Source organism: Streptomyces sp. ICBB 8177 (assembly GCF_003144095.1).
Lineage (GTDB): Bacteria > Actinomycetota > Actinomycetes > Streptomycetales > Streptomycetaceae > Streptantibioticus_D.
Map to the genome: position 1 here is coordinate 2127796 of NZ_NSKH01000018.1, position 22818 is coordinate 2150613.

General features: G+C 72.8%; 23 protein-coding genes. 12 read left to right on the top strand and 11 right to left on the bottom strand.

Going from position 1 to position 22818, the window contains the following annotated elements; genetic code table 11:
• From CK485_RS18065 to CK485_RS18080, 4 genes are all read left to right on the top strand, one after another.
• Positions 1-954: an ABC transporter ATP-binding protein gene (locus CK485_RS18065; protein WP_109451819.1), complete on the top strand. Its 954-nt coding sequence runs from the start codon at positions 1-3 to the stop codon at positions 952-954.
• 56 nt (positions 955-1010) lie between these two features.
• Positions 1011-1769: an ABC transporter permease gene (locus tag CK485_RS18070; RefSeq protein WP_109453198.1), complete on the top strand. Its 759-nt coding sequence runs from the start codon at positions 1011-1013 to the stop codon at positions 1767-1769.
• Positions 1770-1775: 6 nt separating this feature from the next.
• A complete protein-coding gene (locus CK485_RS18075; protein WP_109451821.1) occupies positions 1776-3035 on the top strand; it encodes a sensor histidine kinase in 1260 nt (419 codons plus the stop codon).
• A 645-nt stretch (positions 3036-3680) separates the two neighbouring features.
• On the top strand, positions 3681-3905 hold the full coding sequence (locus tag CK485_RS18080) for a hypothetical protein (protein WP_109451822.1): 225 nt from the start codon (positions 3681-3683) through the stop codon (positions 3903-3905).
• 110 nt (positions 3906-4015) lie between these two features.
• On the opposite strand, the gene CK485_RS18085 is transcribed toward CK485_RS18080, so the two are convergent.
• On the bottom strand, positions 4016-4414 hold the full coding sequence (locus tag CK485_RS18085) for a VOC family protein (protein ID WP_109451824.1): 399 nt from the start codon (positions 4412-4414) through the stop codon (positions 4016-4018).
• A 108-nt stretch (positions 4415-4522) separates the two neighbouring features.
• Here CK485_RS18085 and CK485_RS18090 point away from each other — a divergent pair, with 108 nt between their 5' ends.
• Both CK485_RS18090 and CK485_RS18095 read left to right on the top strand, forming a co-directional pair.
• Positions 4523-5518 carry a YafY family protein gene (locus CK485_RS18090; protein WP_109453200.1) on the top strand — a complete coding sequence of 332 codons (996 nt, stop codon included), beginning with the start codon at positions 4523-4525 and terminating at the stop codon, positions 5516-5518.
• 94 nt (positions 5519-5612) lie between these two features.
• On the top strand, positions 5613-6353 hold the full coding sequence (locus CK485_RS18095; protein WP_109451826.1) for a dienelactone hydrolase family protein: 741 nt from the start codon (positions 5613-5615) through the stop codon (positions 6351-6353).
• Between the two features lie 572 nt (positions 6354-6925).
• Here CK485_RS18095 and CK485_RS18100 read toward each other — a convergent pair.
• The 3 genes from CK485_RS18100 to CK485_RS18110 are packed head-to-tail and all read right to left on the bottom strand — an operon-like array spanning position 6926 to position 8174.
• A complete protein-coding gene (locus tag CK485_RS18100) occupies positions 6926-7126 on the bottom strand; it encodes a DUF397 domain-containing protein (RefSeq protein ID WP_109451828.1) in 201 nt (66 codons plus the stop codon).
• Between the two features lie 14 nt (positions 7127-7140).
• A complete protein-coding gene (locus tag CK485_RS18105) occupies positions 7141-7350 on the bottom strand; it encodes a DUF397 domain-containing protein (RefSeq protein ID WP_109451830.1) in 210 nt (69 codons plus the stop codon).
• Positions 7347-8174: a helix-turn-helix transcriptional regulator gene (locus CK485_RS18110; RefSeq protein ID WP_109451832.1), complete on the bottom strand. Its 828-nt coding sequence runs from the start codon at positions 8172-8174 to the stop codon at positions 7347-7349. Before CK485_RS18110 ends, CK485_RS18105 begins: the two co-directional genes overlap by 4 nt.
• Positions 8175-9372: 1198 nt before the next feature.
• Between CK485_RS18110 and CK485_RS18125 the strand changes: the two genes are divergently transcribed.
• A complete protein-coding gene (locus CK485_RS18125; protein WP_241968393.1) occupies positions 9373-11955 on the top strand; it encodes a SpoIIE family protein phosphatase in 2583 nt (860 codons plus the stop codon).
• 68 nt (positions 11956-12023) lie between these two features.
• Entirely contained in the window at positions 12024-12662 is a 639-nt protein-coding gene (locus CK485_RS18130; RefSeq protein ID WP_109451840.1) for a response regulator transcription factor, read from the top strand.
• A gap of 21 nt (positions 12663-12683) precedes the next feature.
• Here CK485_RS18130 and CK485_RS18135 read toward each other — a convergent pair whose 3' ends face one another.
• Together CK485_RS18135 and CK485_RS18140 are read right to left on the bottom strand one after the other, a co-directional pair.
• The gene (locus CK485_RS18135; protein WP_109453202.1) at positions 12684-13514 is read right to left on the bottom strand and encodes a transglutaminase-like domain-containing protein; all 831 of its coding nucleotides are present in this window, start codon (positions 13512-13514) and stop codon (positions 12684-12686) included.
• A gap of 5 nt (positions 13515-13519) precedes the next feature.
• The gene (locus CK485_RS18140) at positions 13520-14542 is read right to left on the bottom strand and encodes a GNAT family N-acetyltransferase (RefSeq protein WP_109451842.1); all 1023 of its coding nucleotides are present in this window, start codon (positions 14540-14542) and stop codon (positions 13520-13522) included.
• A gap of 115 nt (positions 14543-14657) precedes the next feature.
• Here CK485_RS18140 and fdxA point away from each other — a divergent pair, with 115 nt between their 5' ends.
• Both fdxA and dapC read left to right on the top strand, forming a co-directional pair.
• On the top strand, positions 14658-14987 hold the full coding sequence (gene fdxA / locus CK485_RS18145) for a ferredoxin (RefSeq protein WP_109451844.1): 330 nt from the start codon (positions 14658-14660) through the stop codon (positions 14985-14987).
• 174 nt (positions 14988-15161) lie between these two features.
• Complete coding sequence (gene dapC / locus CK485_RS18150; protein ID WP_109451846.1) at positions 15162-16256, top strand: succinyldiaminopimelate transaminase; 1095 nt, start codon at positions 15162-15164, stop codon at positions 16254-16256.
• A 9-nt stretch (positions 16257-16265) separates the two neighbouring features.
• Here dapC and CK485_RS18155 read toward each other — a convergent pair whose 3' ends face one another.
• The 4 genes from CK485_RS18155 to CK485_RS29725 all read right to left on the bottom strand — a co-directional run bounded on the left by CK485_RS18155 (position 16266) and on the right by CK485_RS29725 (position 19436).
• Entirely contained in the window at positions 16266-16565 is a 300-nt protein-coding gene (locus tag CK485_RS18155; protein WP_109451848.1) for an SCO5918 family protein, read from the bottom strand.
• A 95-nt stretch (positions 16566-16660) separates the two neighbouring features.
• Positions 16661-18136 (bottom strand): DEAD/DEAH box helicase, encoded by a 1476-nt coding sequence (locus CK485_RS18160; RefSeq protein ID WP_109451850.1) that lies wholly within the window; start codon positions 18134-18136, stop codon positions 16661-16663.
• A 331-nt stretch (positions 18137-18467) separates the two neighbouring features.
• The gene (locus tag CK485_RS18165; RefSeq protein ID WP_037911652.1) at positions 18468-18671 is read right to left on the bottom strand and encodes a cold-shock protein; all 204 of its coding nucleotides are present in this window, start codon (positions 18669-18671) and stop codon (positions 18468-18470) included.
• 354 nt (positions 18672-19025) lie between these two features.
• The gene (locus CK485_RS29725) at positions 19026-19436 is read right to left on the bottom strand and encodes an ATP-binding protein (RefSeq protein ID WP_241968394.1); all 411 of its coding nucleotides are present in this window, start codon (positions 19434-19436) and stop codon (positions 19026-19028) included.
• Between the two features lie 408 nt (positions 19437-19844).
• On the opposite strand from CK485_RS29725, the gene dapE reads away from it, so the two are divergent.
• The gene (gene dapE / locus CK485_RS18175; RefSeq protein WP_109451852.1) at positions 19845-20930 is read left to right on the top strand and encodes a succinyl-diaminopimelate desuccinylase; all 1086 of its coding nucleotides are present in this window, start codon (positions 19845-19847) and stop codon (positions 20928-20930) included.
• Between the two features lie 198 nt (positions 20931-21128).
• On the top strand, positions 21129-21869 hold the full coding sequence (locus CK485_RS18180) for a TIGR00730 family Rossman fold protein (RefSeq protein ID WP_109453204.1): 741 nt from the start codon (positions 21129-21131) through the stop codon (positions 21867-21869).
• Between the two features lie 34 nt (positions 21870-21903).
• On the opposite strand, the gene folP is transcribed toward CK485_RS18180, so the two are convergent.
• Complete coding sequence (gene folP, locus CK485_RS18185) at positions 21904-22764, bottom strand: dihydropteroate synthase (protein WP_109451854.1); 861 nt, start codon at positions 22762-22764, stop codon at positions 21904-21906.
• Positions 22765-22818: the final 54 nt, after the last annotated feature.

Here is a 22818-nt window from a genome sequence, read left to right on the forward strand (position 1 = left end):
ATGAGCGCTACAGGGGGCACCACGAGGCCCACGGAACCACGAAGCGGGGCCGGACCGGTCGTCGCCTTCTCCGGGGTGAGCAAGACCTTCGGCCAGGTCAAGGCCGTCAACGAGCTGAATCTGACGCTGCACGCCGGTGAGACGGTCGCGTTGCTCGGGCCGAACGGCGCCGGCAAGTCGACCACCCTCGACCTGCTGCTGGGTCTGCGCAACCCCGACGCGGGCACCGTCGAGGTCTTCGGCGCGACACCCGCCCGCGCCATCGCCGGGGGCCAGGTCGGTGCGATGCTGCAAAGCGGCGGGCTGATGGAGGAGGTGAAGGTCAAGGAGCTGGTCAAGCTCGCCTGCGACCTGCACCCCCGGGCGTACCCGGTGAGCGAGGTGCTGGAGAGCGCCGGGATCACCGACATCGCCGACCGCCTGGTCAACAAGCTGTCCGGCGGCCAGGAGCAGCGGGTCCGCTTCGCGCTGGCCACCGCGGGCGCCAACGACCTGATCATCCTGGACGAGCCGACCACCGGCATGGACGTCACCGTCCGCCAGGCGTTCTGGGCCGCCATGCGCCGCCAGGCCGACTCCGGCCGCACGGTGCTGTTCGCCACCCACTACCTGGAGGAGGCCGACGCGATCGCCGACCGGGTGATCGTGTTGCACCGCGGCCGGATACTGGCCGACGGCTCGGCCGCCGAGATCAAGGCCAAGGCCGGTGCCCGCCGCGTCGTCTTCGACCTCCAGGGCCCGATCGACGAGGCCGCGCTGCGCGGGCTGCCGTTCCTCACCGCGCTGGACGTCTCGGGGCACACCGTCCGCATTCAGTCCACCGACGCCGACGCCACCGTGCACGCGCTGTACGGCCTCGGCGTCTACCCGCGCAACCTGGAGGTCTCCGGGCTCGGCCTGGAGCAGGCCTTCATCGCCATCACCGACGCCGCGTCCGCCGAGGAGGCGGTCTGATGTCCACCACGACACCCACCACGACGCCCGCCCAGCCCGCCAGGACGTCCTCCGCGATGTCCGCCACGTTCGCGTCCAGCTCGCTGATCAAGCTGGAGATCGTCCGCACCCTGCGCAACAAGCGCTTCATGTTCTTCTCGGTGATCTACCCGAGCGTGCTGTTCCTGATCATCTCGGGTCCGGCGAGCAAGACCGCGAAGGTCCCGCACACCGACCTGACGATGCAGCTGTACTACCTGGTCGCCATGGCCTCGTTCGGCGCGCTCACCGCGGTGCTGATGGGCAACAGCGAGCGGATCGCCAAGGAACGCGAGAAGGGCTGGACCCGGCAGCTGCGGCTGACCGCGCTGCCCGGGCACGGCTACGTGATCGCCAAGATCGCCTCCGCCGCGACCGTCACGCTGCCCACCATCGTGGTGGTCGAGGTGGTCGCCGCCGCCGTCAAGGACGTTCGCATGCAGGCGTGGCAGTGGGTGGCGCTGACCGTCGCGATCTGGGCGGGCAGCCTGGTCTTCGCCGCGCTCGGCGTCGCCATCGGCTACCTGGCCTCCGGCGACGCGGTCCGCCCGCTGACGATGATCATCTACTTCGCGCTGTCGATCCTCGGCGGCCTGTGGATGCCGTCCACGATCTTCCCCACCTGGCTTCAGAACATCGCCAAGTGGCTGCCCACCCACCCCTACGCGGCGCTCGGCCAGGCCATCGAGGTCGGCCACGCGCCGCACCTGCGGGACGTGCTGGTGCTCGCCGGCTACCTCGTGGTCTTCGCGGGCGGTGCGGCCTGGCTGTACCGCAAGGACACCCGGAAGGCCTGAGCGACGATGGGACGCGACGACCGCGTGGGCGGCGGGTCGGGAACGGAGCCGGAGGTCCGGGACATCGGCATGGGCATGGCCCCGGAGACCCGGCGCCAGCAGATCGTGAAGCTGTGCTGGACGCTCGTCTACCTGCTCTACATGGCCTACGCGGTCGGCGACCTCGTCTCGGGCGACCACACGGTCTGGGCGACCGTGCTGGGGTGGCTGGGCCTCGTCGCGTTCCTCGTCCCGTATCTGTACATGGTCCTCAGCCGCCGCCCGCGCGGTGAGCACCTGGCGGCGTGGCAGTGGGCGGTGCTGGGCTGGCTGTACGCCCTGGCGGTGACGCTGTCGCTGACGCTGGGCCAGGCGTGGCTGATGTTCTTCGTCTACGTGACGATCGGCTCCGGCGTGCTGCTGCCGTTCCGGCTGGCCGCGCGTGCGGTGGTCGCGGTGTCGATGAGCCTGCTGGGCGTGGGGCTGCTGCTGCACGCCAACGGCTGGCTGCTGACCGGGCTGGTGCTGCCCTCGCTGCTCGGCGGCGGGGCCATGATGGGCGTGTCGCAAATGGGCCGCACCATGCGGGAGTTGCGGGCCGCACGGGAGACGGTGGCGCATCTGGCGGCCAACGAGGAACGACTGCGGCTGGCCCGCGACCTGCACGACCTGCTCGGCCACTCGCTGTCGTTGATCACGCTCAAGAGCGAACTGGCCGGGCGCATGCTGCCGGACAACCCCGAGGAGGCCGCCCGCCAGGTCGCCGACATCGAACGGGTGAGCCGCCAGGCGCTCGTTGACGTCCGCGAGGCGGTCAGCGGCTTCCGCAGGCCCACGCTCGCGGTCGAACTGGCCGGTGTCCGCACCGCTTTGCACACCGCGGGCGTCGAGGCGCGGATCGCCCCCACCCTCCAGCAGCCCGTCGCCGTCGCCCACCCCGGCCTCGGCGCCGAGCAGGAGGGCGCGCTGGCCTGGGCGCTGCGCGAGGCGGCCACCAACGTCGTACGGCACAGCGGCGCGAGCGCGTGCGACCTGTCCCTGGACGAGGTGTGGGAGGCGGACGAGACCCGCTACCTGTGCCTGGAGGTCGCCGACGACGGCCGGGGCCCGGGCCGCGGTCACCACGCGGGCAACGGCCTGAGCGGCCTGGAGGAGCGCCTCGTGCTGTCCGGCGGCCGACTGGAGACCGGCGCGTCGCGCCGGGGCGGCTTCACGGTACGGGCGTACGTGCCGTTGCGCGCGGTCCAGGACCGCGAGGGGCCGGAACCCTCCCGCCCGCGGCCTTGAGCGGCAGGCGCCACGGGCTCAGTGTCCGCTCAGCACGGGCCCCGTTCGGGCGGAGTGCCGCGTCTGCGCCGCTGCGTGGCTTGAGGGGCAGGAGGGCGGCGGGGGGCGCTGTGCGCCCGGCCTGACCGGGGTCGCGGGTTCCTGGTCTGCCGATTAGTTGTCACGCCGTTGTCAGTGACAAGGGTTTCCGTCAACTGTGCCTGCCGAAAAGCTTGTTACCGGCAACGGGGTGACAACTAATCCGCAGAACACCTGCCGGGCGCGCAGCGCACGGCCCTCAGCGCGGCGCGCAGCGCGGGAGCCACCGCCCTCCTGCCCCTCAAGCCGCGCAGCGGCGCAGACGTGATACTCCGCAAAAACGAGCAGCCGCGCGGCGGCGCAGCCCTCACACTCCGCCCAAACGGCCGCCGCGCAGCGGCGCAGACGCGGCACTCCGCCCAGACAGGCCGGCACCCGCGCCAGGCGGCCCGTCGAACGAACCCCCTCCGGAGCGAAGTAGCCTCCAGATCAGGGGAGTTGGGCTTACGCTCAAGGCAGTCGACGAGCCGGGAAGTGCGCGTCCCCATGTCCCGGCCCAGCGCGACCATGCCCCGCGTCGAAAGGGGAAGAGGCCATGCGAAACGACGCCGGACCAGGAATCCGCTGATGTCGGGCCTAGCCTTTCTCGGCATCGTTGCCGTCGTGCTCCTCATCTCTCTGCTGCCGATGCTGATCATCAGCACGCCGAAGACCTGGTGCCGGACCTGCAAGCACCAGCGCTCCGAGCACGACGGCGGCGTCGGACGGTGCCAGGGGGACGATTTCGACGAGTGCGAACTCACGCCGACCGGACGCCGCTGCCGTTGCGCGTCCTATGTCGCCAACCGGTGAGCAGGACACGCAGAAGATCGCGTGCCGTTCCGGGAGGCGCTCCACCCGCGTCCACGAGCGTGATCGCCGCTGCTTCGCGGGCCCTCGGGGGCCGGCGGCCGCCCGTGGCGTCAGCGTGCGAACTTCGCGATGGCCTCCGGGGTGACGGGGGTGAAGAAGTTGACGAGGTTGCCGTCGGGATCACGGAGCAGCAGCGACCGGTTGCCCCACGGCATCGTGGTGGGCCCGGCGACGAAGTCGGTGACGAAGCCGGTCAGGTCCTGGTGGACGCGGTCCACGTCGTCGACGAGGAACTCGGTGATCACGCTGTGGTTGTCCGCCGGGCGGGCGGAGCCCGGGGCGAACAGCGGGACGGTGCCGGTGCCGGCGATCGCGAGGGTGGCGCCCGCGGTGGCGAGTTCGGCGAACTCCTCGGTGGCCCACGTCGCCCGCGCGCCCGTGGCCCGCTCGTAGAACGCGACGAGGCGCGCCACGTCACCGGTGATGATGCGGATCGAGACGAACTCCATGGGGATCACTCCTTGGCTGTGCTGAAGGCCTGCGACGTCGGCCTGTGCCTCGCAGCCTAGGAGGAATAGGGGACAGAACCCGCCCTGTATTCGCGTAGGCTTGTGCACGTGCCCCGACCCACCGCCCGCGTGCTGACTCTGCTGGAACTGCTCCAGTCCGGTGGCACCCGGACGGTGGCCGAACTGGCCGACCGGCTCGGCGTCGACGGGCGCACCGTGCGCCGGTACGTGGACCAGCTGCTCGACCTGGACGTGCCGGTGGAATCGGTGCGTGGCCGCTACGGCGGGTACCGGCTCGCCCCCGGGTACCGCCTGCCGCCGCTCATGCTCAGCGACGACGAGGCACTGGCCGTGCTGCTCGGCCTGGTCGCCGGCCGCCGGGCAGGGCTGACGACGGCGCAGCACACGGCGAACGAGACGGCGTCGGCGAAGATCCGGCGGGTACTGCCCAAGCACACGGCCCACCGGCTCGACACCCTCCTGGAGTCCCTGGCCTTCACCGAACGGCCCGGGCGGTCCGACACCCCGGACGCGGGGGTCCTGCTCACCGTCGCCGACGCGGTGCGCCACCGCCGACCGGTCTCGATCCGCTACACCGACCGCGACGGACGCCGCAGCGAACGCACGCTGCACGCGTACGGGATCGTCGCGCACGCGGGCCGGTGGTACGTCACGGGCGAGGACCCCCGGATCGGCGAGGACCGGACCTTCCGGCTCGACCGCGTCGCGGACGCGCGGACGCTGCCCGGCTCGTTCGAAGCGCCGCCGGTGGACACCGATCCGGCACAGCGCGTGGTGTCGGGGTTCGCCACGGCCGAGTACCGGCACGAGGTGACCTTGCGGGTCCACGGGACGGTCGAGCGGATCCGCGCCCATCTCCCGCCGAGCATCGGGGAGTTGGAGGACCTCGATCCCGCGGCGGGCCAGGACGACCCGGCGGCCGAGCGCTGGTGGCGCGTCGAGCTGCGGGCGGAACGGCTCGACTGGCTGCCTCCGCTGCTCGCCGCACTCGACCGGCCGTTCGTCATCGAGCGCCCCGACGAACTCCGCGCCCTCGTCACGGCCCTCGCCGACCGCCTCGCCTCGCACGCCCGCCGGACCTGACCGCGAGGAGCCCCACGCAGAGGGACATCCGCCCGGTTCCGCCGGCGGCGAACCCAGGCCCGACCGGGCTCGTCGATCCCTAGAGTCCCGTCTCATGAGGACGATCACCACGCGCACGGTCGCGTACCCGGCCGACGGTCTGACGATGATCGGGCACCTCGCACTCCCCGCCGGTGCCGACCGCCGCCCCGCGGTGCTGCTCGGGCCGGAGGGCATGGGGCCCAGCGACGTCGAGCGCCGCCGGGCCGACGCTCTCGCCGAACTGGGATACGTGGCGCTGGCCTTCGACCTTCACGGCGGGCGGTATCTGGATGACCCCGAGGAGATGCTGGCCCGTTGCATGCCGCTGCTCGCCGATCCCGAACGGATGCGGGACATCGGTCATGCGGCGCTCGACGTGTTGCGTGCCGAACCGCGGACCGACCCCGACCGGATCGCCGCCGTCGGCTACGGCACCGGGGGCGCCGTCGGTCTGGAACTCGGGCGCGACGGCGCCGACCTGCGCGCGATCGCGACAATCAACGCGCTGACCACGGGCCGACCGGGCGAGGCGGCGCGCATTCGCTGTCCGGTGTGGGCCGGGGTCGGGTCGCAGGACCCGATCATGCCGCCGGCGCAACGGGACGCGTTCACCGCCGAGATGCAGGCCGCGGGCGTCGACTGGCGCCTCGTGGTCTACGGCGGCGCCTTGCACGCCTTCCACCACCCGACGGTCGACCACGCCGTGCGCCCCGGCGTCGGCTACCACCCACGGCAGGCGCGGCGAGCCTGGCGCGACGTCGTCGACCTGCTCGCCGAGTGCCTGCCCGTGACGGGGGAACCGGTCAGTCCATGACGAGGGGCGCCGCCCCACTGGGCGGAGTTCGGGAACGTCGCAAACCCGCAGACGCGCCGCCGCCACGGTCAGTTCGACGACGGAAGGCAGCCTCGGTCCGCCGACGGGCCGGACACCGGCGTTTCACGGTGGTCGCTCACGCCCCCGGCCTCCACCTGCGCCGCCCCGGCGGACGGAGGGCAGGGCGCGATCCAGTACCGCACCGCCCGCTCGCCAAGGCCCTGAGCGTGCCGACCCCCGGCCGCACGCAAGCCGGGCTCGGCGTGGACCGAACCGCCCCGGCCCCCGCACCCCGACGCCGAACCGGTCGGACACGTCCGCCTCAGTTGCGCCCCGCGCCTCGGCCACCCGGCAATCCTGCGGCTGGAGGCCGCCGCTCTGAAGCCCGAGCACAAGCGGCTCGGCACGGAAGAACTGAAGGGCTCACACGACCCGTCCAGCAGGGAGCGCGAGTACGTCCGCGACCGCACCCCCGAAGGCCACGAGTCCGCGTCGCCAAGCGCCTCGTCATCACCGCCGGCGCGAAGAGGGCCTGTCGGCGGCAACGACGCATTGGCCGCCGTTGCCGCCGGTCATCGCAGCTCCCCGGTCTTGACGCTGTTCACGAACGCGGCGAAGGCGGCCACGGGGAAGGTGAGGACCGGTCCCTCCGGGTCCTTGGAGTCACGTACGGGCACGATGCCGTGGGCGGCAAGCAGGTCGGTGGCTACCTCGATGCACGCGCCGCCGTTGTCGCTGTACGTGGACTTGGACCAGCGAAGGGACTCGGTCATCGCGGGGGGTCCTTTCACACGGCGCCGAACTCTCCGGCCTTGACGCCTTCCACGAAAGCGGAGAAGGCGTCGGCCGGGAAGGAGAGAACCGGCCCGTTCGGGTCCTTGGAGTCACGGACAGGAACGATGCCGTGCGCTCCGCTGAGGTTGGCGGCCACCTCGACACACTGGCCGCCGTTGCCGCTGTACGAGGACTTGAACCAGCGGAGGGATTCGGTCGTCACGGGGTGCCCTTTCGCAACTGGTTGATCATGGCGACAGATTCCGCTTGCGAGAGCGCCTCTGCCTGTAGCTGATGGTAGGCCGCCAGGAGGTGCACCACGAACGTACTTTCCCGCTCCAGATGGCCACGATGGGTGGACTCGGCGTACGACATGAGCGATCGGTCCGGCATCGTGAGGATCGTGATGGGCAAGCTGAACGGTCTGCGCGCCCCCATAGAGAACGGCGCTACCTGGAGCACGGTGTTCGGCATCTCCGCGAAATCGAGCAGTCGGGCGAACTGGGCGTCCATAACGGCAGAGGTGCCCATCGACCGTCGGATGCACCCTTCGTCAAGCACCGTGAGGATCAGAGGTGAGGGTGATCGCAGAAGGCTGGCCTGTCGTTGTGCCGCCAGCTCGACTCGCTCCTCGGCCTGCTCGGGTGTGATCGCCTCCCTTCGCACTGCGTCCGCCTCCAACGCGGCGGCGTACTCCGCAGTTTGGAGCAATCCAGGTATGACGCCCACTTCGTACAGACGGACCTCTGCCGCCCTTGCCTCATGGGCCACGTACTCCGGGAACCCTTCGATGAGCGCCGTGTGCCGCGCCGCCCGACTCTGACGCTCGAACCTGTCGCCTGTCCCGAATGCCTTGTCAACGCTTGCTGCAAAACGACGAGTTGGTGGGCGGCGACCAGTTTCCACAGCCGAAACATGGGTGCCAGTACATCCGATACGAGCAGCCAGCTCCTCCTGCGTCCAGCCGCGCTCGTCCCGTAACGTGCGAAGACGCTGCCCGAATCGTGCACTCGGCGATTGCTCTGGATCCAGCTCTTTGCGGTTCAAGGCACCTGACCAACTCTCTGAACAAATACCGCAAGTTGAAGACGTTCCCACTCTAGGTCACGCTGAACTCGCTTGGTAGTGGAATGGCTACGGAGAGGAGTGGTCGTGTGTGACCAGGGTGTTCCGGTGGAGCCGATCGAACTCCCGTGTCCGCCTGAGCCGGGGGCGGTCGTGGTGGACGTGGCGCGGGACCGGGTGGGGGAGTTTCGTGGGGAGTGGTGCGGGCGGTGGTTCCTGCGGCCGGTGACCGGTGGGCGGGAGTGGGCCGCCAGGCCCGAGGACGTGCGGGCGGCCAGCCCGCAGCAGCGGTTACGCGCTCGGACGGCGAGGGCGAACGCCCGCAGTCGCGGCGAGGTGTTGTGAGCGGGCGGCGTCGGGTGTTCCGGTTCGTGGAGTGGACGTTGCGGCCCGACAAAGACGAGGACGCTCCTGCGGTGACGTACGCCTTGCGCTGTCTGACCCTTCGGGACGACGACAGTGAGTGCGGGGCGCGGTCGCGGGCGAGTACGGATCCGTGCGTGCCGCAGGAGTGGGCGTTCGGGCATCTGCGGGCGAACCCGGAACACACCAGCTATGCCGAGGTGATCGAACGCCCCTGGGTGATGTGGCGAGGCGGCCCGGCGTGAACGGGGGGGTACCGCTGCGAAGTGGTGGCCGACGGGCCGGTGTTCGCCACGGGGGAGCGCGTCACGTACGTGCCGGCCTCGTGGCAGACGATCTCGCCGAAGCTCGCCCTGCGGTGGCTGACGGCCCAGGCCGAACACCTCGCGCAGCGCCTGGACCCGGACCCCGCCCGGGCACCATGGACCCGCCCGGCACACACACCCCACGCAGGCGGCCTCACCGCCCTACGGCACGCCCAACAACCCGCACAACGCGAACTACTCAAGACCGGCGCCCCGTTGACCCTCGTCGTACGCGACACCGACTGCCACTGGACCCTCTCCGTGCGGCCGTTGCCCGCCCGGCCGCTGGGCGTTCGGGCTCGTGGACATGGGGCCGCGCCTCGTGAACTCCGCGACGGTGAGCGGGGGTTCGCTTCCATCAGTCGGCACGGCGTCGGGCCCGACGCCGACGGTCACCGCGCGGTGCGCGCGCTCGCCCGCCACCCTCGGCCTCCCCGCCCCTGGGGGCGGCTCGGGGACCGAGTGGGTGATATAGCGCGTAAATCGCTGAAAACGGTGATAGAACGACTGCTGTGCGTGGATCATCCCGCAGACCGCGGTTGAAGAGCGTCGCGGCGCAGATCTTCGTGTTGCAGTGGGCGATCGTCGTCCTGCTGGTGGCGACGGGTGACACGCTGCTCGTACTCCAGGCGCGTCACGCCGACGTCCAGGGCGCGCGGGACCGTTCCCTCGCCGTCGCCTCCGGCTTCGCGAAAGCGCCGGGCACGGCAGCCGCCCTGCGCACATCGCATCCGACGGCCGTGCTGGAGCCGCAGGCGCTGAGCGCTCAGCGGATCGCGGGGGTCGACTTCCTCACGGTGCTCGACCGCGACGGCGTCCGCGTCACCGATCCCCGCCGGAACCTGATCGGCACGCACGCGGCCGGCGACTTGCGCAGGGGGCTTTCCGGGCAGTCGTACACCGAGCACTTCCAGGGGCCGCCCAGCAACGCGGTCCGTGCCGTGGTGCCGGTCGTCGCGCCGGACGGCACGGTCGTCGGCCTGGTCACCGCGGGCCTGGAGACCACTACCGTGGCCGGCGCCTTCAACCGGGGGCTTCCCGTGCTGATCGCGGGCGCGGTCGGGGCGCTGGCACTCGCCACGCTGGGCGCGGCCCTGGTCAGCCGGCGCCTGAGCCGCCAGACACACGGCCTGGGCCCCGCCGAGGTCACTCGGATGTACGAGCACCACGCGGCGGTGCTCCACTCGGTCCGCGAGGGCGTGCTCGTCTTCGACGGCGACCGGCGGCTCGTGCTCGCCAACGACGAGGGCAGGCGGCTGCTCGACCTGCCGCCGGACGTCGAGTCCCGGCCGGTGCGGGACCTCGGCCTGCCCCCGGAGACCGAGGGACTGCTGGCCGGGGGACGGGAGACGAGCGACCAGGTGGTCCGCGTCGGCGACCGCATGCTCGCGGTGAACGTCCGTCCCACCGGCCGCGACGGCGGTCCGCCGGGAAGCGTCGCGACGCTGCGCGACACCACCGAACTGCGCGCCCTCACCGGCCGGGCCGAGGCCGCGCGCCGACGCCTTGAGCTGCTGTACGACGCGGGGGTGCGGATCGGCAGCACCCTGGACGTGGTCCGCACCACCGAGGAACTCGCCGACCTGGCCGTCCCCCGTTTCGCCGACGCCGTCACCGTGGACCTGCGCGAGGCGGTGCTCAGCGGTCAGGAACCCCAGGCCGACCCCCGGCCGGCGATGCGGCGGGTGACGGCCCGGGACGCGGTGGCGGGTCACGACCCGGAGCCGGTCGGCGGCGTGGTGGCCCACCCGCCCGGCACGCCGCAGGCCCGCGCCCTGGCGGAGGGTCACGCGGTGCTGGCGACCGGGGACGGGGAGCCGGGCGGATCGCTGATCTGCGTTCCGTTGCGGGCGCGCGGAGTGGTGCTGGGCCTGACGACCTTCCTGCGCCGCAGGCAGAGCCCGTTCACCGACGAGGACCTCTCCCCGGCCGAGGAACTGGCCGCCCGCGCGGCGGTGTGCGTGGACAACGCCCGCCGTTACACCCGCGAGCACACCATGGCGGTGCTCCTCCAGCGCAGCCTGCTCCCGCACGGCCTGCCCGAGCAGCACGCCCTGGACGTCGCCCACCACTACGTGCCCGCGCGGACCGGGGCCGGAGGCGACTGGTTCGACGTCATCGCGCTGCCGGGCGAGCGCGTCGCCCTGGTCGTGGGCGACGTCGTGGGGCACGGGGTGCACGCCGTCGCGACGATGGGCCGACTGCGCACCGCCGCGCGCAACTTCTGCGCGCTCGACCTGCCCCCCGACGACCTCCTGGCCCACCTCGACGACCTGGTGACGGCGATCGACCAGGAGAACACCCTGGCCGGCGGGCAGGAGGAGACCATCTCCGGGGCCACCGTCCTGTACGCGGTCTACGACCCGGTGACGGGCGGCTGCGCCCTGGCCGGCGCCGGGCATCCGCCGCCCGCGCTGGTGGCCCCCGACGGCACCGTGAGCCTCCTCGACGTGCCCGCGAACCCACCGCTGGGCCTGGGCGCCGCCACCGTCGAGATGTGCGAGCTGACGCTGGAGGAGGGCAGCCGCCTGGTGCTGTACACCGACGGCCTGCTCAGGGGCGACGGCCGGGACACCGGCCGGGGCCTGGAGCTGCTGTGCGCGACCCTCGGCCGCGCGGGCCCCGGGTGCGCGGCGACGCGCGACGCGGTGTCGGCCGCCATGATCCCGGCGAGCCCGCGCGACGACGCCGTGCTGCTGGTCGCCGGTACGCGGCGGCTCGGGGCGGACCGGGTGGCGCAGTGGGAGGTGCCGCAGGACCCGGCCGCCGTCGCGCCGGCCCGGGCGGCGTGCATGCGGCAACTGGCCGCCTGGGGGCTGGACGACGCGGCGTTCGCGGCGGAACTCATCCTCAGCGAGCTGATCACCAACGCCGTCCGCTACGGTCAACCGCCGATCACCGTACGGCTGTTGCGCGACCGCACCCTGACCTGCGAGGTGTCCGACGGCGCGGGCACCTCGCCCCGGGTGCGCCGGGCCTCGGCGCTGGACGAGGGCGGACGCGGTCTGTTCCTGGTCGCGCAGTTCGCCCAGCGCTGGGGCGTGCGGTACACGACGAACGGCAAGGTCGTCTGGAGCGAGCAGCCGCTCGGGTAGCCCCGCCCGGGCGCCCCGCCTCAGGAGCGGGGAGCCGGTGGCGGCCGTGCGCTCGTTAAGCTGCCCGCATGAGCGATGCCAAGGACGGGCCCCCGGTGCGGCTGATCAGGGTGCTGCTGGCCGAGGACCAGTCCATGGTGCGGGAGGCCCTGGCCACCCTGCTCGGGCTCGAGGACGACATCGACGTGGTGGCCCAGGTCGCGCGCGGGGACGAAGTCGTGGCGGCGGCGCGGGAGCACGACGTGGACGTCGCGCTGCTCGACATCGAGATGCCGGGGGCGACCGGCATCGACGCCGCCTGCCAACTGCGGGCCGCGCTGCCGGGCGTGAAGGTCGTCATCGTCACGACCTTCGGCCGCCCCGGCTACCTGCGGCGCGCCATGGAGTACGGCGCCGACGCGTTCCTGGTCAAGGACGCCCCCGCGGCCCAACTCGCCGACGCCGTACGGCGGGTGCTGCGCGGTGAGAAGGTGATCGACCCGACGCTGGCCGCCGCCGCGCTGGCGGAGGGCGCCGACCCGTTGACCTCCCGCGAACGCGACGTGCTGCGCGCGGCGGCGGACGGCTCGGTCAACTCCGAGATCGCCCGGGCCCTCCACCTGTCGGAGGGCACCGTGCGCAACTACCTGTCCACCGCGATCCAGAAGACCGGCTCCCGCAACCGCTCCGAGGCGGTCCGCGTCGCACGCGAGAAGGGGTGGCTGTGAGCGACCGCCTTGCCGCGCCGGTCAGTTGAGCAGCGCTCTCGTCGCCCGGGCCTGGTGCCGGATCTTCCCGGCCGCCTCGGGGTCGACCGCCTCGACCAGTTCCGCGTAGGCGTCCAGGCCGTCCGCACCCGCCAGGAAGTCGCCGCGCTGGACGAGGAGCTGGGCCCGCTCCAGCCGCAGCCGCGCCGGATGCCGGGGGAGCAGCAGGGCCAGGTCGGTCGCCCACAGGCCGACCGCGGTCTGCTCGGGGCGGGCGGCGGCCCAGGTGCGGATGTTGCCCAGTACCCGCCCGACCACGTCCAGCGGTGCTGCGGGCTCCAGCGCGCGCGGCGGCACCGGGCCGCCCGCCAGCCGTTCCGCGTCGTCACCGGTGACCGGCACGCCGCCGTGGAACGGGTCGGCCAGCACGTGGTGCCCGTGCGGGTCGCCGACGCCGACCACGAAGTGCCCCGGCAGCGCCACCCCGTAGACCGGCGCGCCCAGCCGCCTGCCGACCTCCGTCCACACCACCGACAGCAGGATCGGCAGCCCGCGCCGCCGCCGCAGCACCGCGTGCAGCAACGAGGACTCCAGCCGGTCGTAGTCCGACGCCCTGCCGTGCAGCCCGCACCGGGTGCCCAGGACCTCCGCGAGGACCGAGGCCCACTCCCGCGGCGACGGCTCGCCGCCGCCGGGCAGCCGCGCGCCCACCCGGTCGGCCAGGCGGTCCAGGCCGCGCAGGGTGTCCTCCCGCGCCTTCTCGTCGAACGCGGGGTCGGCCTGCGCGCACACCAGCAGGCACAGCGTCGCCAGGTCCGGCCGCTCGGAGCGCGCCTCGGCCGCGAAGCGCCTGCGCACCGCGGTCTCCTCCACCCCGGTCACCCCTCCGCCGCGGGATCCGCGGACTCCGCGGGCTCCGGACACCGGTAGTAGAGGTACTCGTGGTGCGTGGTGAAGCCCAGCCGGTCCCACAGGGCGCGCGCCGCGCCGTTGCCCGCCTCGACCTGGAGGTACGCGCCGGCCGCCCCCTCGGCCAGCGCCTTCGCCGCGAGCGCGGCCACCACCGCGACCGCGAGCCCCCGCCGCCGCGCCGAGGGCGCCACCTCGACCGCGCCGAACAGCGCCCACCGCCCGTCGACGACGCACCGCCCGATCGCCGACGGAACGTCCCCGCCGTCGGAGTCCGCCGAGGCGAACCACACCGACGCCCCGCCGCCCAGCACCGCCCGCGCCGCGTCGGCACGTTGACCGGTGCGCCCGTACGCCGCGAGCCAGTGCGCGTCCACCTCGCGCGCGAGCGTCACCCGCTCGGCACCGGGCAGATCGGCGAGCGGCGCCAGGGGCGCGGTGAGCAGCAGCGAACGCGCCCGGGGCGACCATCCCGCCGCCGCGAACGCCTCCGCGCCCGCCGACCCCGGCAGCGTCTGCGCGTACGCGGGCAGCCCGCGCTCCGCGTACCAGGCCCGCGCCCGCTCCACCGCCCGCCGCGCAGGCAGCCCCGGATCGCCCAGCGCCAGCACGGAGTTGGCGCGGCGCGTGAAGCCGTCGGCCGCCCGCAGCGTCCATCCGCCCAGTTCCGCGGTCTCCCGCGCGGGCCAGCCCCGGGAGGCGGCGCGCTGGAGTTCGTCCGCCGTCGCGGCGGGCGCGGCCATCGCGCGGCGGGCCGGCGCGTCCGGCACGACCTTGCCCGCGACCACGGATTCGTCCGGTATATGGACCACCTCACCGGTGCGCCGTGTGACGATCACCACACCGTCCGCCCAGGATGTGAGAACGCCGACCGCGTCGCGGAAGACCGGCCGTCCGTCCACGACCTCAGCAACCGCCCGTACCGACACCCTTTTGCCCACGTCAGAAGGGGTGATCCGAATTTCGAGCCGTCCTCCGGCCACGTAATTCACAGTGCTGTCAGCCCCCTGGAGTTCGTAAGGTGCCTGGGAACGGAGATACTAGAGGCGGGCATCGACGACGCCGCGCTCCCGCGCGAGATGAGCCCTACCGAGGAGGAACGACAGCGTGACCTACGTCATCGCGCAGCCTTGTGTCGACGTCAAGGACAAGGCGTGCATCGAGGAGTGCCCCGTCGACTGCATCTACGAGGGCCAGCGGTCCTTGTACATTCACCCGGACGAATGCGTCGACTGCGGGGCCTGTGAGCCCGTCTGCCCGGTCGAGGCGATCTTCTACGAGGACGACACGCCGGACGAGTGGAAGGACTACTACAAGGCGAACGTCGAGTTCTTCGACGAGCTGGGTTCGCCCGGCGGCGCCTCCAAACTGGGCCTGATCGAGCGTGACCACCCGTTCGTCGCCGCCCTGCCCGCGGACATCAACGCGGAGCACTGAGCGTTCCACCGGCGCACGGCCGGTGAGGCGGTCCCGCACGGCAGGCGCCGTGCGGGACCGCGGCCGTTCGGCCCGGGGAACGATCGCGTGGAGCGGGACCACGTACAGCACGACCGCGTAGAGCACAGTCGCGTACAGCACGAAGCACGCAGAGCACGAAGAGAGAAGAGCACCGTGGCGCGAGTCTCCGACCGGCTTCCCGTCTTCCCCTGGGACCGCCTGGAGCCCTACAAGGCGGCGGCAGCCGCACACCCCGACGGTGTCGTGGACCTGTCGGTGGGCACCCCGGTCGACCCGGTCCCGGCCGTCGTCCAGCGGGCGCTGACCGAGGCCGCCGACAGCCCGGGCTACCCGCTCACCTACGGAACGGCCGCGCTGCGCGAGGCGATCGCGGCCTGGTTCACCCGCCGCCTGCACGCCGCCGTGGCCCCGGCCGACGTCCTGCCGCTGATCGGCTCCAAGGAACTCGTCGGCCTGCTGCCGCTCCTGCTCGACCTGCGCGAGGGCGACCAGGTCGCCTACCCGGCGCTCGCCTACCCCACCTACGAGATCGGCGCCCTGACCGCCCGCGCCGAACCGGTGACGTACGACGACCCGGTGACCGACCTCGACCCGTCCCGGGTGCGGCTGCTGTGGCTCAACACCCCCTCCAACCCGACCGGCCGCACCCTGAGCGCCGCCGAACTGCGCCGGATCGTCGACTGGGCGCGGGAGCACGGCGTGCTGGTCGTCTCCGACGAGTGCTACGTCGAGCTGGGCTGGGAGACCGAACCGGTGTCGGTGCTGGACCCGCGAGTCTGCGGCGCCGGCCACCAGGGCCTGATCGCGGTGCACTCGCTGTCCAAGCGGTCCAACTTCGCCGGGTACCGGGGCGCGTTCCTCGCCGGTGACCCCGCGGTCGTCAAGGAACTGCTGGCGGTGCGCAAGCACCTCGGCCTCATCGTCCCGGCCCCCGTGCAGAACGCGATGATCGCGGCGCTGGGCGACCAGGCCCACGTGGACGAGCAGCGCGAGCGCTACGCCCGCCGCCGGACCGCGCTGCGCACCGCGTTCGAGGGCGCGGGCTTCCGCATCGAGCACAGCGAGGCGAGCCTGTACCTGTGGGCGACCCGGGGCGAGCCGTGCTGGGACACCGTGGGCGACCTCGCCAAGCGCGGCATCCTGGTCGCGCCCGGCGAGTTCTACGGCCCGGCGGGGCGGGAGTTCGTCCGCGTCGCCTTCACCGCGACCGACGAGCGCGTCGCGGCGGCGGTCGCCCGCCTCGGGTAGCGGCGGCGGTCACAAACGCGCCGGCGGCCCGGGTTCCGTGTCCAGCAGCGAGGAGTCCGCGGCGGCCTGGGGCGCGGGCGCGGCGTGGCAGGTGAAGCCGAGGCGCCCCAGCGCCCTGGCCACCTCGTCGGCGGTGAAGTCGCGGCGGTCCTGCCGGGTGATCACCTCACCGACCTGCTTGACGGGAAAGACGCGGCGGCCGATGGTCACCGACGCGCCGGTGACCGGTTCGGGCTTGACGCCCTTCATGGAGTGCTCGACCTCGCTCCTGACGAGATCGAAGGCGAAACGGGCGATGATGCAGCGCATGGGACCTCACCTGGCTCGGGGGGAAGGGGCGGGGACGACGTCCGTGCGGGGCACGACCGGCCCGGGACGACGCGGTGCGCTCACGCGCGGTGCGCTCACGCGGGGCGGGAGGAGCGGCGCCCGGCGTGGACGGCGCGGGTCCGCCGGCCGCGTGAGGAGGAGCCGCGCTTGGCACGCGGTTCCTCCGGCGCGCTGACGGTCACCGGGATCCCCGTGGGGGTACGGGCACCGGTGATGCGGCTCAGCTCGGCCTCCCCGGAGCGCACCCGGGCGGCGTGCGGGGTGATGCCGGCGGCGGACATCAGCCGGTCGACGTCGCGCCGCTGCTCGGGCAGGACCAGGGTCACCACGCTGCCGGACGCGCCGGCCCGGGCGGTGCGCCCGCCGCGGTGCAGGTAGTCCTTGTGGTCGCCGGGCGGGTCGACGTTGACGACGAGGTCGAGGTCGTCGACGTGGATGCCGCGGGCCGCGACGTTGGTGGCCACCAGAGCCGTGACGTGCCCGGTCCTGAACTGGTCCAGGGTGCGGGTGCGCTGGGCCTGGGACTTGCCGCCGTGCAGCGCCGCGGCGCGCACGCCGCTGCCGAGCAGGTGGCGGGTGAGCCGGTCGACGGCGTGCTTGGTGTCCAGGAACATGATCACCTTGCCGTCACGGGCGGCGATCTCGGTCGTCGTGGCGTGCTTGTCGGCGGCGTGCACGTGCAGGACGTGGTGTTCCATCGTGGTGACCGCGCCCGCCGAGGGGTCGACGGAGTGGACCACCGGGTCGTTCAGGTAGCGGCGCACCAGCAGGTCGACGTTGCGGTCGAGGGTGGCCGAGAACAGCAGGTGCTGCGCGGTGCCGGGCACCAGGTCGAGCAGGCTGGTGACCTGGGGGACGAAGCCCATGTCGGACATCTGGTCGGCCTCGTCCAGGACGGTGACGTCCACCTGGTCCAGGCGGCAGTCGCCTCGGCCGACGAGGTCGTTGAGGCGTCCCGGGGTGGCGACGACGACCTCAGCCCCGGCCCGCAGCGCGCTGGTCTGGCGGCCGATCGACACACCGCCGACGACGGTGGTCACCCGCAGCCGGAGCGAACGGGCGTAGGGCCCGAGGGCGTCCGTGACCTGCTGCGCCAGCTCCCGGGTCGGCACCAGCACCAGGGCCAGCGGTTGCCGGGGCTGCGCCCTGCGTCCCGCGACACGGCCCAGCAGTGCCAGGCCGAACGCGAGGGTCTTGCCCGATCCGGTGCGACCGCGGCCCAGGACGTCCCGGCCGGCCAGCGCGTTCGGGAGGGTGGCCGCCTGGATGGGGAACGGGACCGACAGCCCCTCGGCGGTGAGCGACGACAGCAACTCGGCCGGCATGTCGAGTTCGGCGAAGGACGTGACGGCCGGCAGTTGCGGGGTGGTCGAGACCGGCAGGGTGAAGTCGCCCTGCGGTGCGGCCGGACGCCCGGGCCGCCGGGAAGCGGCCGGGGCGCCGGAGCGTCGCCCCCCTCGGGAGCCGGAACGGGCCGGCTTGCCGGAGCCGCGGGAGCCGGCGGCGGGGGTGCGGTCGTGACGGCCGGACGTGCGGGTGGTGCGGTTCACGGGGAACCTTCCTCGATGCGGCACGTATCGAGGAAGTCCCGGCAGCCGCGGACGGCGAAAGGGACCGCAAGAACGAGCCGAATGAAAAGCGGGCGACGCGATTTCGGAAGAGCCGCGCCGGATGCCTCGAACGGGCCGGGATTTCCGGAATAGGAAGAGCGCGGAAACGCCGGTCCCTTGTCCGACGGCCGGGTGACGGCGGCCGGACGACAGGGGCCGCAGTGTGGCGGCCGTGGATCGCTCGTGAAACGCTCACGGTTCACGAGCGGGAAAAGAAACGAGCTGGGGCCCGCACCCTAGGTGCGGGCCCCAGCTGTGAGACGCGTCGGCGTCAGGCGGGAACGATGTTCTCCGCCTGCGGGCCCTTCTGGCCCTGCGTGACGTCGAAGGTCACCTTCTGGCCTTCGTGGAGCTCACGGAAGCCCTGGGTGGCGATGTTCGAGTAGTGGGCGAAGACGTCGGCGCCGCCGCCGTCCTGCTCGATGAAGCCGAAGCCCTTTTCCGCGTTGAACCACTTCACGGTGCCAGATGCCATGTTTCTCTCCTTTGAGGGGGCAGTGCCCGAAATCCACACGGTGTGGATTTCGTGTCGCCGCGATGATTACCCCTGCCCGGAAAGCACACGGGGAGATGTAAAAGTTCGCCCACTGGCCTGGCGGCCGGTGAGAGAACTTGAAGTCTGTGGGAACCACAACTGCAACTGAAATAACCGTAACACAGGTGGGGTCGCGAAGCGAGGGATCTTGCTTCGCTGTCGGGCCGAGGCGATTTCGGGTGGTGGTGATGCACGTTTGCGGCCTGGCCGCAAGGGGGCGTGCGAAGCAGGAGGGGCCCGGGAAACCGTCGGCTTCCCGGGCCCCTCGCGTCGTCACCTACGACGGCCGCGTGCTCACAGCGGCAGGCTGCTGACCGGCAGGGACTCCGCGGTGGAGTGCAGGTCCTTGGTCGGCAGGGTGTTGCCGGTCAGGCCGTGCACCGGGAGCTGGTCGGTGAGGTGGTTGTCCTTGGCGGTCTTGCTGAGCGTGCCCGTGGTCTCGCTCACCGTCTGCCGCGCGGCCGGGGCCAGGGTCTTCGCGGCGTTGCCGCCCGCCTCGTTGACGACGCCCGCGGCCTTGTGGGCGAGGCCGTCGGCCTTGCCGCCGAGGTTGGACGCGGTGTCGAGGTTGGTCAGTCCGCCCAGGTCGGGGGTGTGCGGCAGCCCGGCGGCCGACGCCGAGCCGGCGCCCAGGCCGACGACGGGGGCCGCGGCCGCGACCAGCAGGGCGGCCCGGGCGATCCGACGCTTGAGGGGGAGGGACATGGTGCTCCTTTTACGGAGGGAGGAAGACGGGACATCGGCCCGTCCGGTGGCCGGTCGCCCAGCGACCCGTCACCGTGCGGACGCCGTGACTACCGCGTGAGCCGCCGTAAAGTTGCGGCCGTTCGACGTAAAGAATTGGCAATGTGTCGCATAATAGCCTTTCGGGAGAATAGGGCATTCGTGACGGTGGGTGGACGCCCGAGGAAACGTCACACCCCTTGCGGCACAAGGGAAGGAGACCCGTGGCGCGGATCGCCGCAAAGGGGTGCCGCAATTCCCCGGCGCTCCGCATCGGCCCCCTCACGGGTTACCTCTCGCGCCTTTGCCCGGTTCTTCCGCGGACGCCGTCCGAACGCCCCCGTACGCCTGTCCGGGGTCGTCCGCACCCGCCCGGGTAGGGTCGCGGGCATGAGCACTTCCGCCCGGCCCGAGCAGGCCGTACTCGACCTGAGCCAGGACGCGGTCGCCGTCACCGCGCAGTTGGTCGACGTCCCCTCGGTCAGCCGGGAGGAGAAGGCTCTCGCCGACGCCGTCGAACACGCCCTGCGCGCCCTGCCGCACCTGACCGTCGACCGCGACGGCGAGGCGGTCGTGGCCCGCACGAACCTCGGCCGCGCCGAACGCGTCGTGCTCGCCGGGCACCTGGACACCGTGCCGATCGCCGGCAACGTGCCGTCCCGGCGGGCGGACGGCCTGCTGCACGGCTGCGGCACCACCGACATGAAGTCCGGCGTCGCCGTCCAGCTGCGCGTCGCCGCCACCGTGCCCGAGCCCAACCGCGACCTGACCCTCGTCTTCTACGACGCCGAGGAGATCGCGGCCGAGTTCAACGGGCTGAAGCGCCTGGTCGAGCGGCACCCGGACTGGCTCGCGGGCGACTTCGCCGTCCTGCTGGAGCCCACCAACGCCGAGGTGCACGGCGGCTGCCAGGGCACGCTGCGGGTCCGGGTCACCACCACCGGCAAGCGCGCCCACTCCGCCCGCAGCTGGCTCGGCGACAACGCCATCCACAAGGCCGCCCCGATCCTCGCCCGCCTCGCCGCCTACGAGCCGCGCCGCGCGCGGATCGACGGCCTGGTCTACCCCGAGGGCCTCAACGCGGTCCTCATCGAGGGCGGTCACGCGGGCAACGTCATCCCCGACTCCTGCGCGGTCACCGTCAACTACCGCTTCGCCCCCGACCGCAGCGAGGCGCAGGCGCTGGAGCACGTGCGCGAGGTGTTCGACGGCTTCGAGGTGGAGCCGACCGACTCCGCGCCCGGTGCGCTGCCCGGCCTCGCCCACCCGGCCGCCGCCGCGTTCGTCGACGTCGTCGGGACCGAGCCGAAGGCCAAGGAGGCGTGGACCGACGTGGCCCGCTTCTCCGCGCTCGGCATCCCGGCGGTCAACTACGGCCCCGGCGACCCGGCGCTCGCCCACACCCGCGAGGAGTACGTGGCCGAGGCGGCCGTGCTGGAGTGCGAGGAGCGGCTGCGGCGCTGGCTGACCGCGTAGCGCGACGGGTGTACGTAGGCTGCAAGGCAGGGCCCGGCGGGTGGCCGGGGCAGGAGGGAGTGCGACGTGGCCGATCCCAGGGACGCCGAGGCGCGGGCCGACGCGGAACGTGACGCCTCGCGGCAGGGCGGTGCGGCCCGCGACTGGGCGAGCGCCGCGCAGGAGGCCGCCGCGGCGGCCAACGCCGAGGCGGAGGCGATCTCGTTCGGGCAGGGCTGGCCCGAGCGGCAGACCGGCCCGGTCGTCAGGCGGCGCGGCCAGGTGCAGGCCAGCACCACCGACCAGCGCCTGCTGGACTCCCAGGGATCGACGGACTGGCTGCACGAGGACCCCTGGCGGGTGATGCGCATCCAGTCCGAGTTCGTCGAGGGCTTCGGCACGCTCGCCGAACTCGGGCCCGCCGTGAGCGTGTTCGGCTCGGCGCGCACCGCGACCGGCTCGGCGGAGTACGAGGCGGGGGTGCGCATCGGGCGCGGGCTCGCGGAGGCCGGGTTCGCGGTCATCACCGGCGGCGGTCCCGGCGCGATGGAGGCGGCCAACCGCGGTGCGGGCGAGGCGGGCGGCGTCTCGGTCGGCCTCGGCATCGAGCTGCCCTTCGAGCAGGGCCTCAACCCGTACGTCGACATCGGCGTCAACTTCCGCTACTTCTTCGTCCGCAAGACGATGTTCGTCAAGTACGCGCAGGGCTTCGTCGTCCTGCCGGGCGGCTTCGGCACGCTGGACGAACTGTTCGAGGCGCTGACCCTGGTGCAGACGAAGAAGGTCACCCGCTTCCCGATCGTGCTGTTCGGCACGTCGTACTGGGGCGGTCTCGTCGACTGGGTGCGCGGCACGCTGGTCGCCGAGGGCAAGGCCTCCCGCGCCGACCTGGAGCTGTTCCACGTCACCGACGACGTGTCCGAGGCGGTCGCGCTGGTCACCAAGGAGACCGCCTACTGAGACGCGCGCGTACGGGGGCGGGCGCGCGCGGGCGTCACGCCAGGCCGCGGCGGGCGACCGCGGGCGGGCGGTGGCCGGCGATGGACGCCACCATGTCCAGCACCTGCCGGGTCTCGGCGACCTCGTGCACCCGGTAGACCCGCGCGCCCAGCCACGCCGAGACCGCGGTGGTCGCCAGCGTGCCCAGCAGCCGCTCCTTGACCGGGCGGTCCAGCGTCTCGCCCACGAAGTCCTTGTTGGACAGGGACACCAGCACCGGCCAGCCGGTGCCCACCATCTCGCCGAGCCGCCGGGTGGCCTCCAGCGAGTGCCGGGTGTTCTTGCCGAAGTCGTGGCCCGGGTCGATCAGGATGCCGTCGCGGCGCACGCCCAGCGCGACCGCGCGGTCGGCCAGGCCCAGCGTCACCCGCAGGATGTCGGCCATCACGTCCTGGTAGCCGACCCGGTGCGGGCGGGTGCGCGGCTCGGCGCCGCCCGCGTGCGTGCACACCAGGCCCGCGCCGTACCGTGCGGCGACCTCGGCGAGCTTCGGGTCCACCCCGCCCCAGGCGTCGTTGAGCAGGTCCGCGCCCGCCTCGCACACCGCCTCGCCGACCTCGTGCCGCCAGGTGTCCACGCTGATCACCACGTCGGGGAAGCGGTGGCGCACCTCGGCGACGAACGCGACCGTGCGCCGGATCTCCTCGCTCGCGGTCACCTCCTCGCCGGGTCCCGCCTTCACCCCGCCGATGTCCACGATCGCGGCGCCCTCGGCCACCGCCCGCTCCACACGTTCCAGCGCGGCGTCGTCGGCGAAGGTCGCCCCCCGGTCGTAGAAGGAGTCCGGCGTCCGGTTCACGATCGCCATGATCACCGGCTCGTGGGCCCCGAACTCGCGCTTGCCCAGCCGCAGCATTGTGGTGTCCGCCCTCCTGATGTGGCCCGCTTTCCGGCCCGCTCGCGACCCTAA

Excerpts from the sequence above, each read along its gene's own strand:
- CK485_RS18095 (WP_109451826.1), top strand. The coding sequence starts at position 5,613 with ATGAGGACGATCACCACGCGCACGGTCGCGTACCCGGCCGACGGTCTG.
- CK485_RS18155 (WP_109451848.1), bottom strand. The coding sequence starts at position 16,565 with ATGCGCTGCATCATCGCCCGTTTCGCCTTCGATCTCGTCAGGAGCGAG.
- dapE (WP_109451852.1), top strand. The coding sequence starts at position 19,845 with ATGAGCACTTCCGCCCGGCCCGAGCAGGCCGTACTCGACCTGAGCCAG.
- CK485_RS18100 (WP_109451828.1), bottom strand. The coding sequence starts at position 7,126 with ATGACCGAGTCCCTTCGCTGGTCCAAGTCCACGTACAGCGACAACGGC.
- CK485_RS18165 (WP_037911652.1), bottom strand. The coding sequence starts at position 18,671 with ATGGCATCTGGCACCGTGAAGTGGTTCAACGCGGAAAAGGGCTTCGGC.
- CK485_RS18085 (WP_109451824.1), bottom strand. The coding sequence starts at position 4,414 with ATGGAGTTCGTCTCGATCCGCATCATCACCGGTGACGTGGCGCGCCTC.
- CK485_RS18065 (WP_109451819.1), top strand. The coding sequence starts at position 1 with ATGAGCGCTACAGGGGGCACCACGAGGCCCACGGAACCACGAAGCGGG.
- CK485_RS18080 (WP_109451822.1), top strand. The coding sequence starts at position 3,681 with ATGTCGGGCCTAGCCTTTCTCGGCATCGTTGCCGTCGTGCTCCTCATC.
- CK485_RS18075 (WP_109451821.1), top strand. The coding sequence starts at position 1,776 with ATGGGACGCGACGACCGCGTGGGCGGCGGGTCGGGAACGGAGCCGGAG.
- CK485_RS18070 (WP_109453198.1), top strand. The coding sequence starts at position 1,011 with ATGTCCGCCACGTTCGCGTCCAGCTCGCTGATCAAGCTGGAGATCGTC.
- folP (WP_109451854.1), bottom strand. The coding sequence starts at position 22,764 with ATGCTGCGGCTGGGCAAGCGCGAGTTCGGGGCCCACGAGCCGGTGATC.
- CK485_RS18130 (WP_109451840.1), top strand. The coding sequence starts at position 12,024 with ATGAGCGATGCCAAGGACGGGCCCCCGGTGCGGCTGATCAGGGTGCTG.
- CK485_RS29725 (WP_241968394.1), bottom strand. The coding sequence starts at position 19,436 with ATGTCCCTCCCCCTCAAGCGTCGGATCGCCCGGGCCGCCCTGCTGGTC.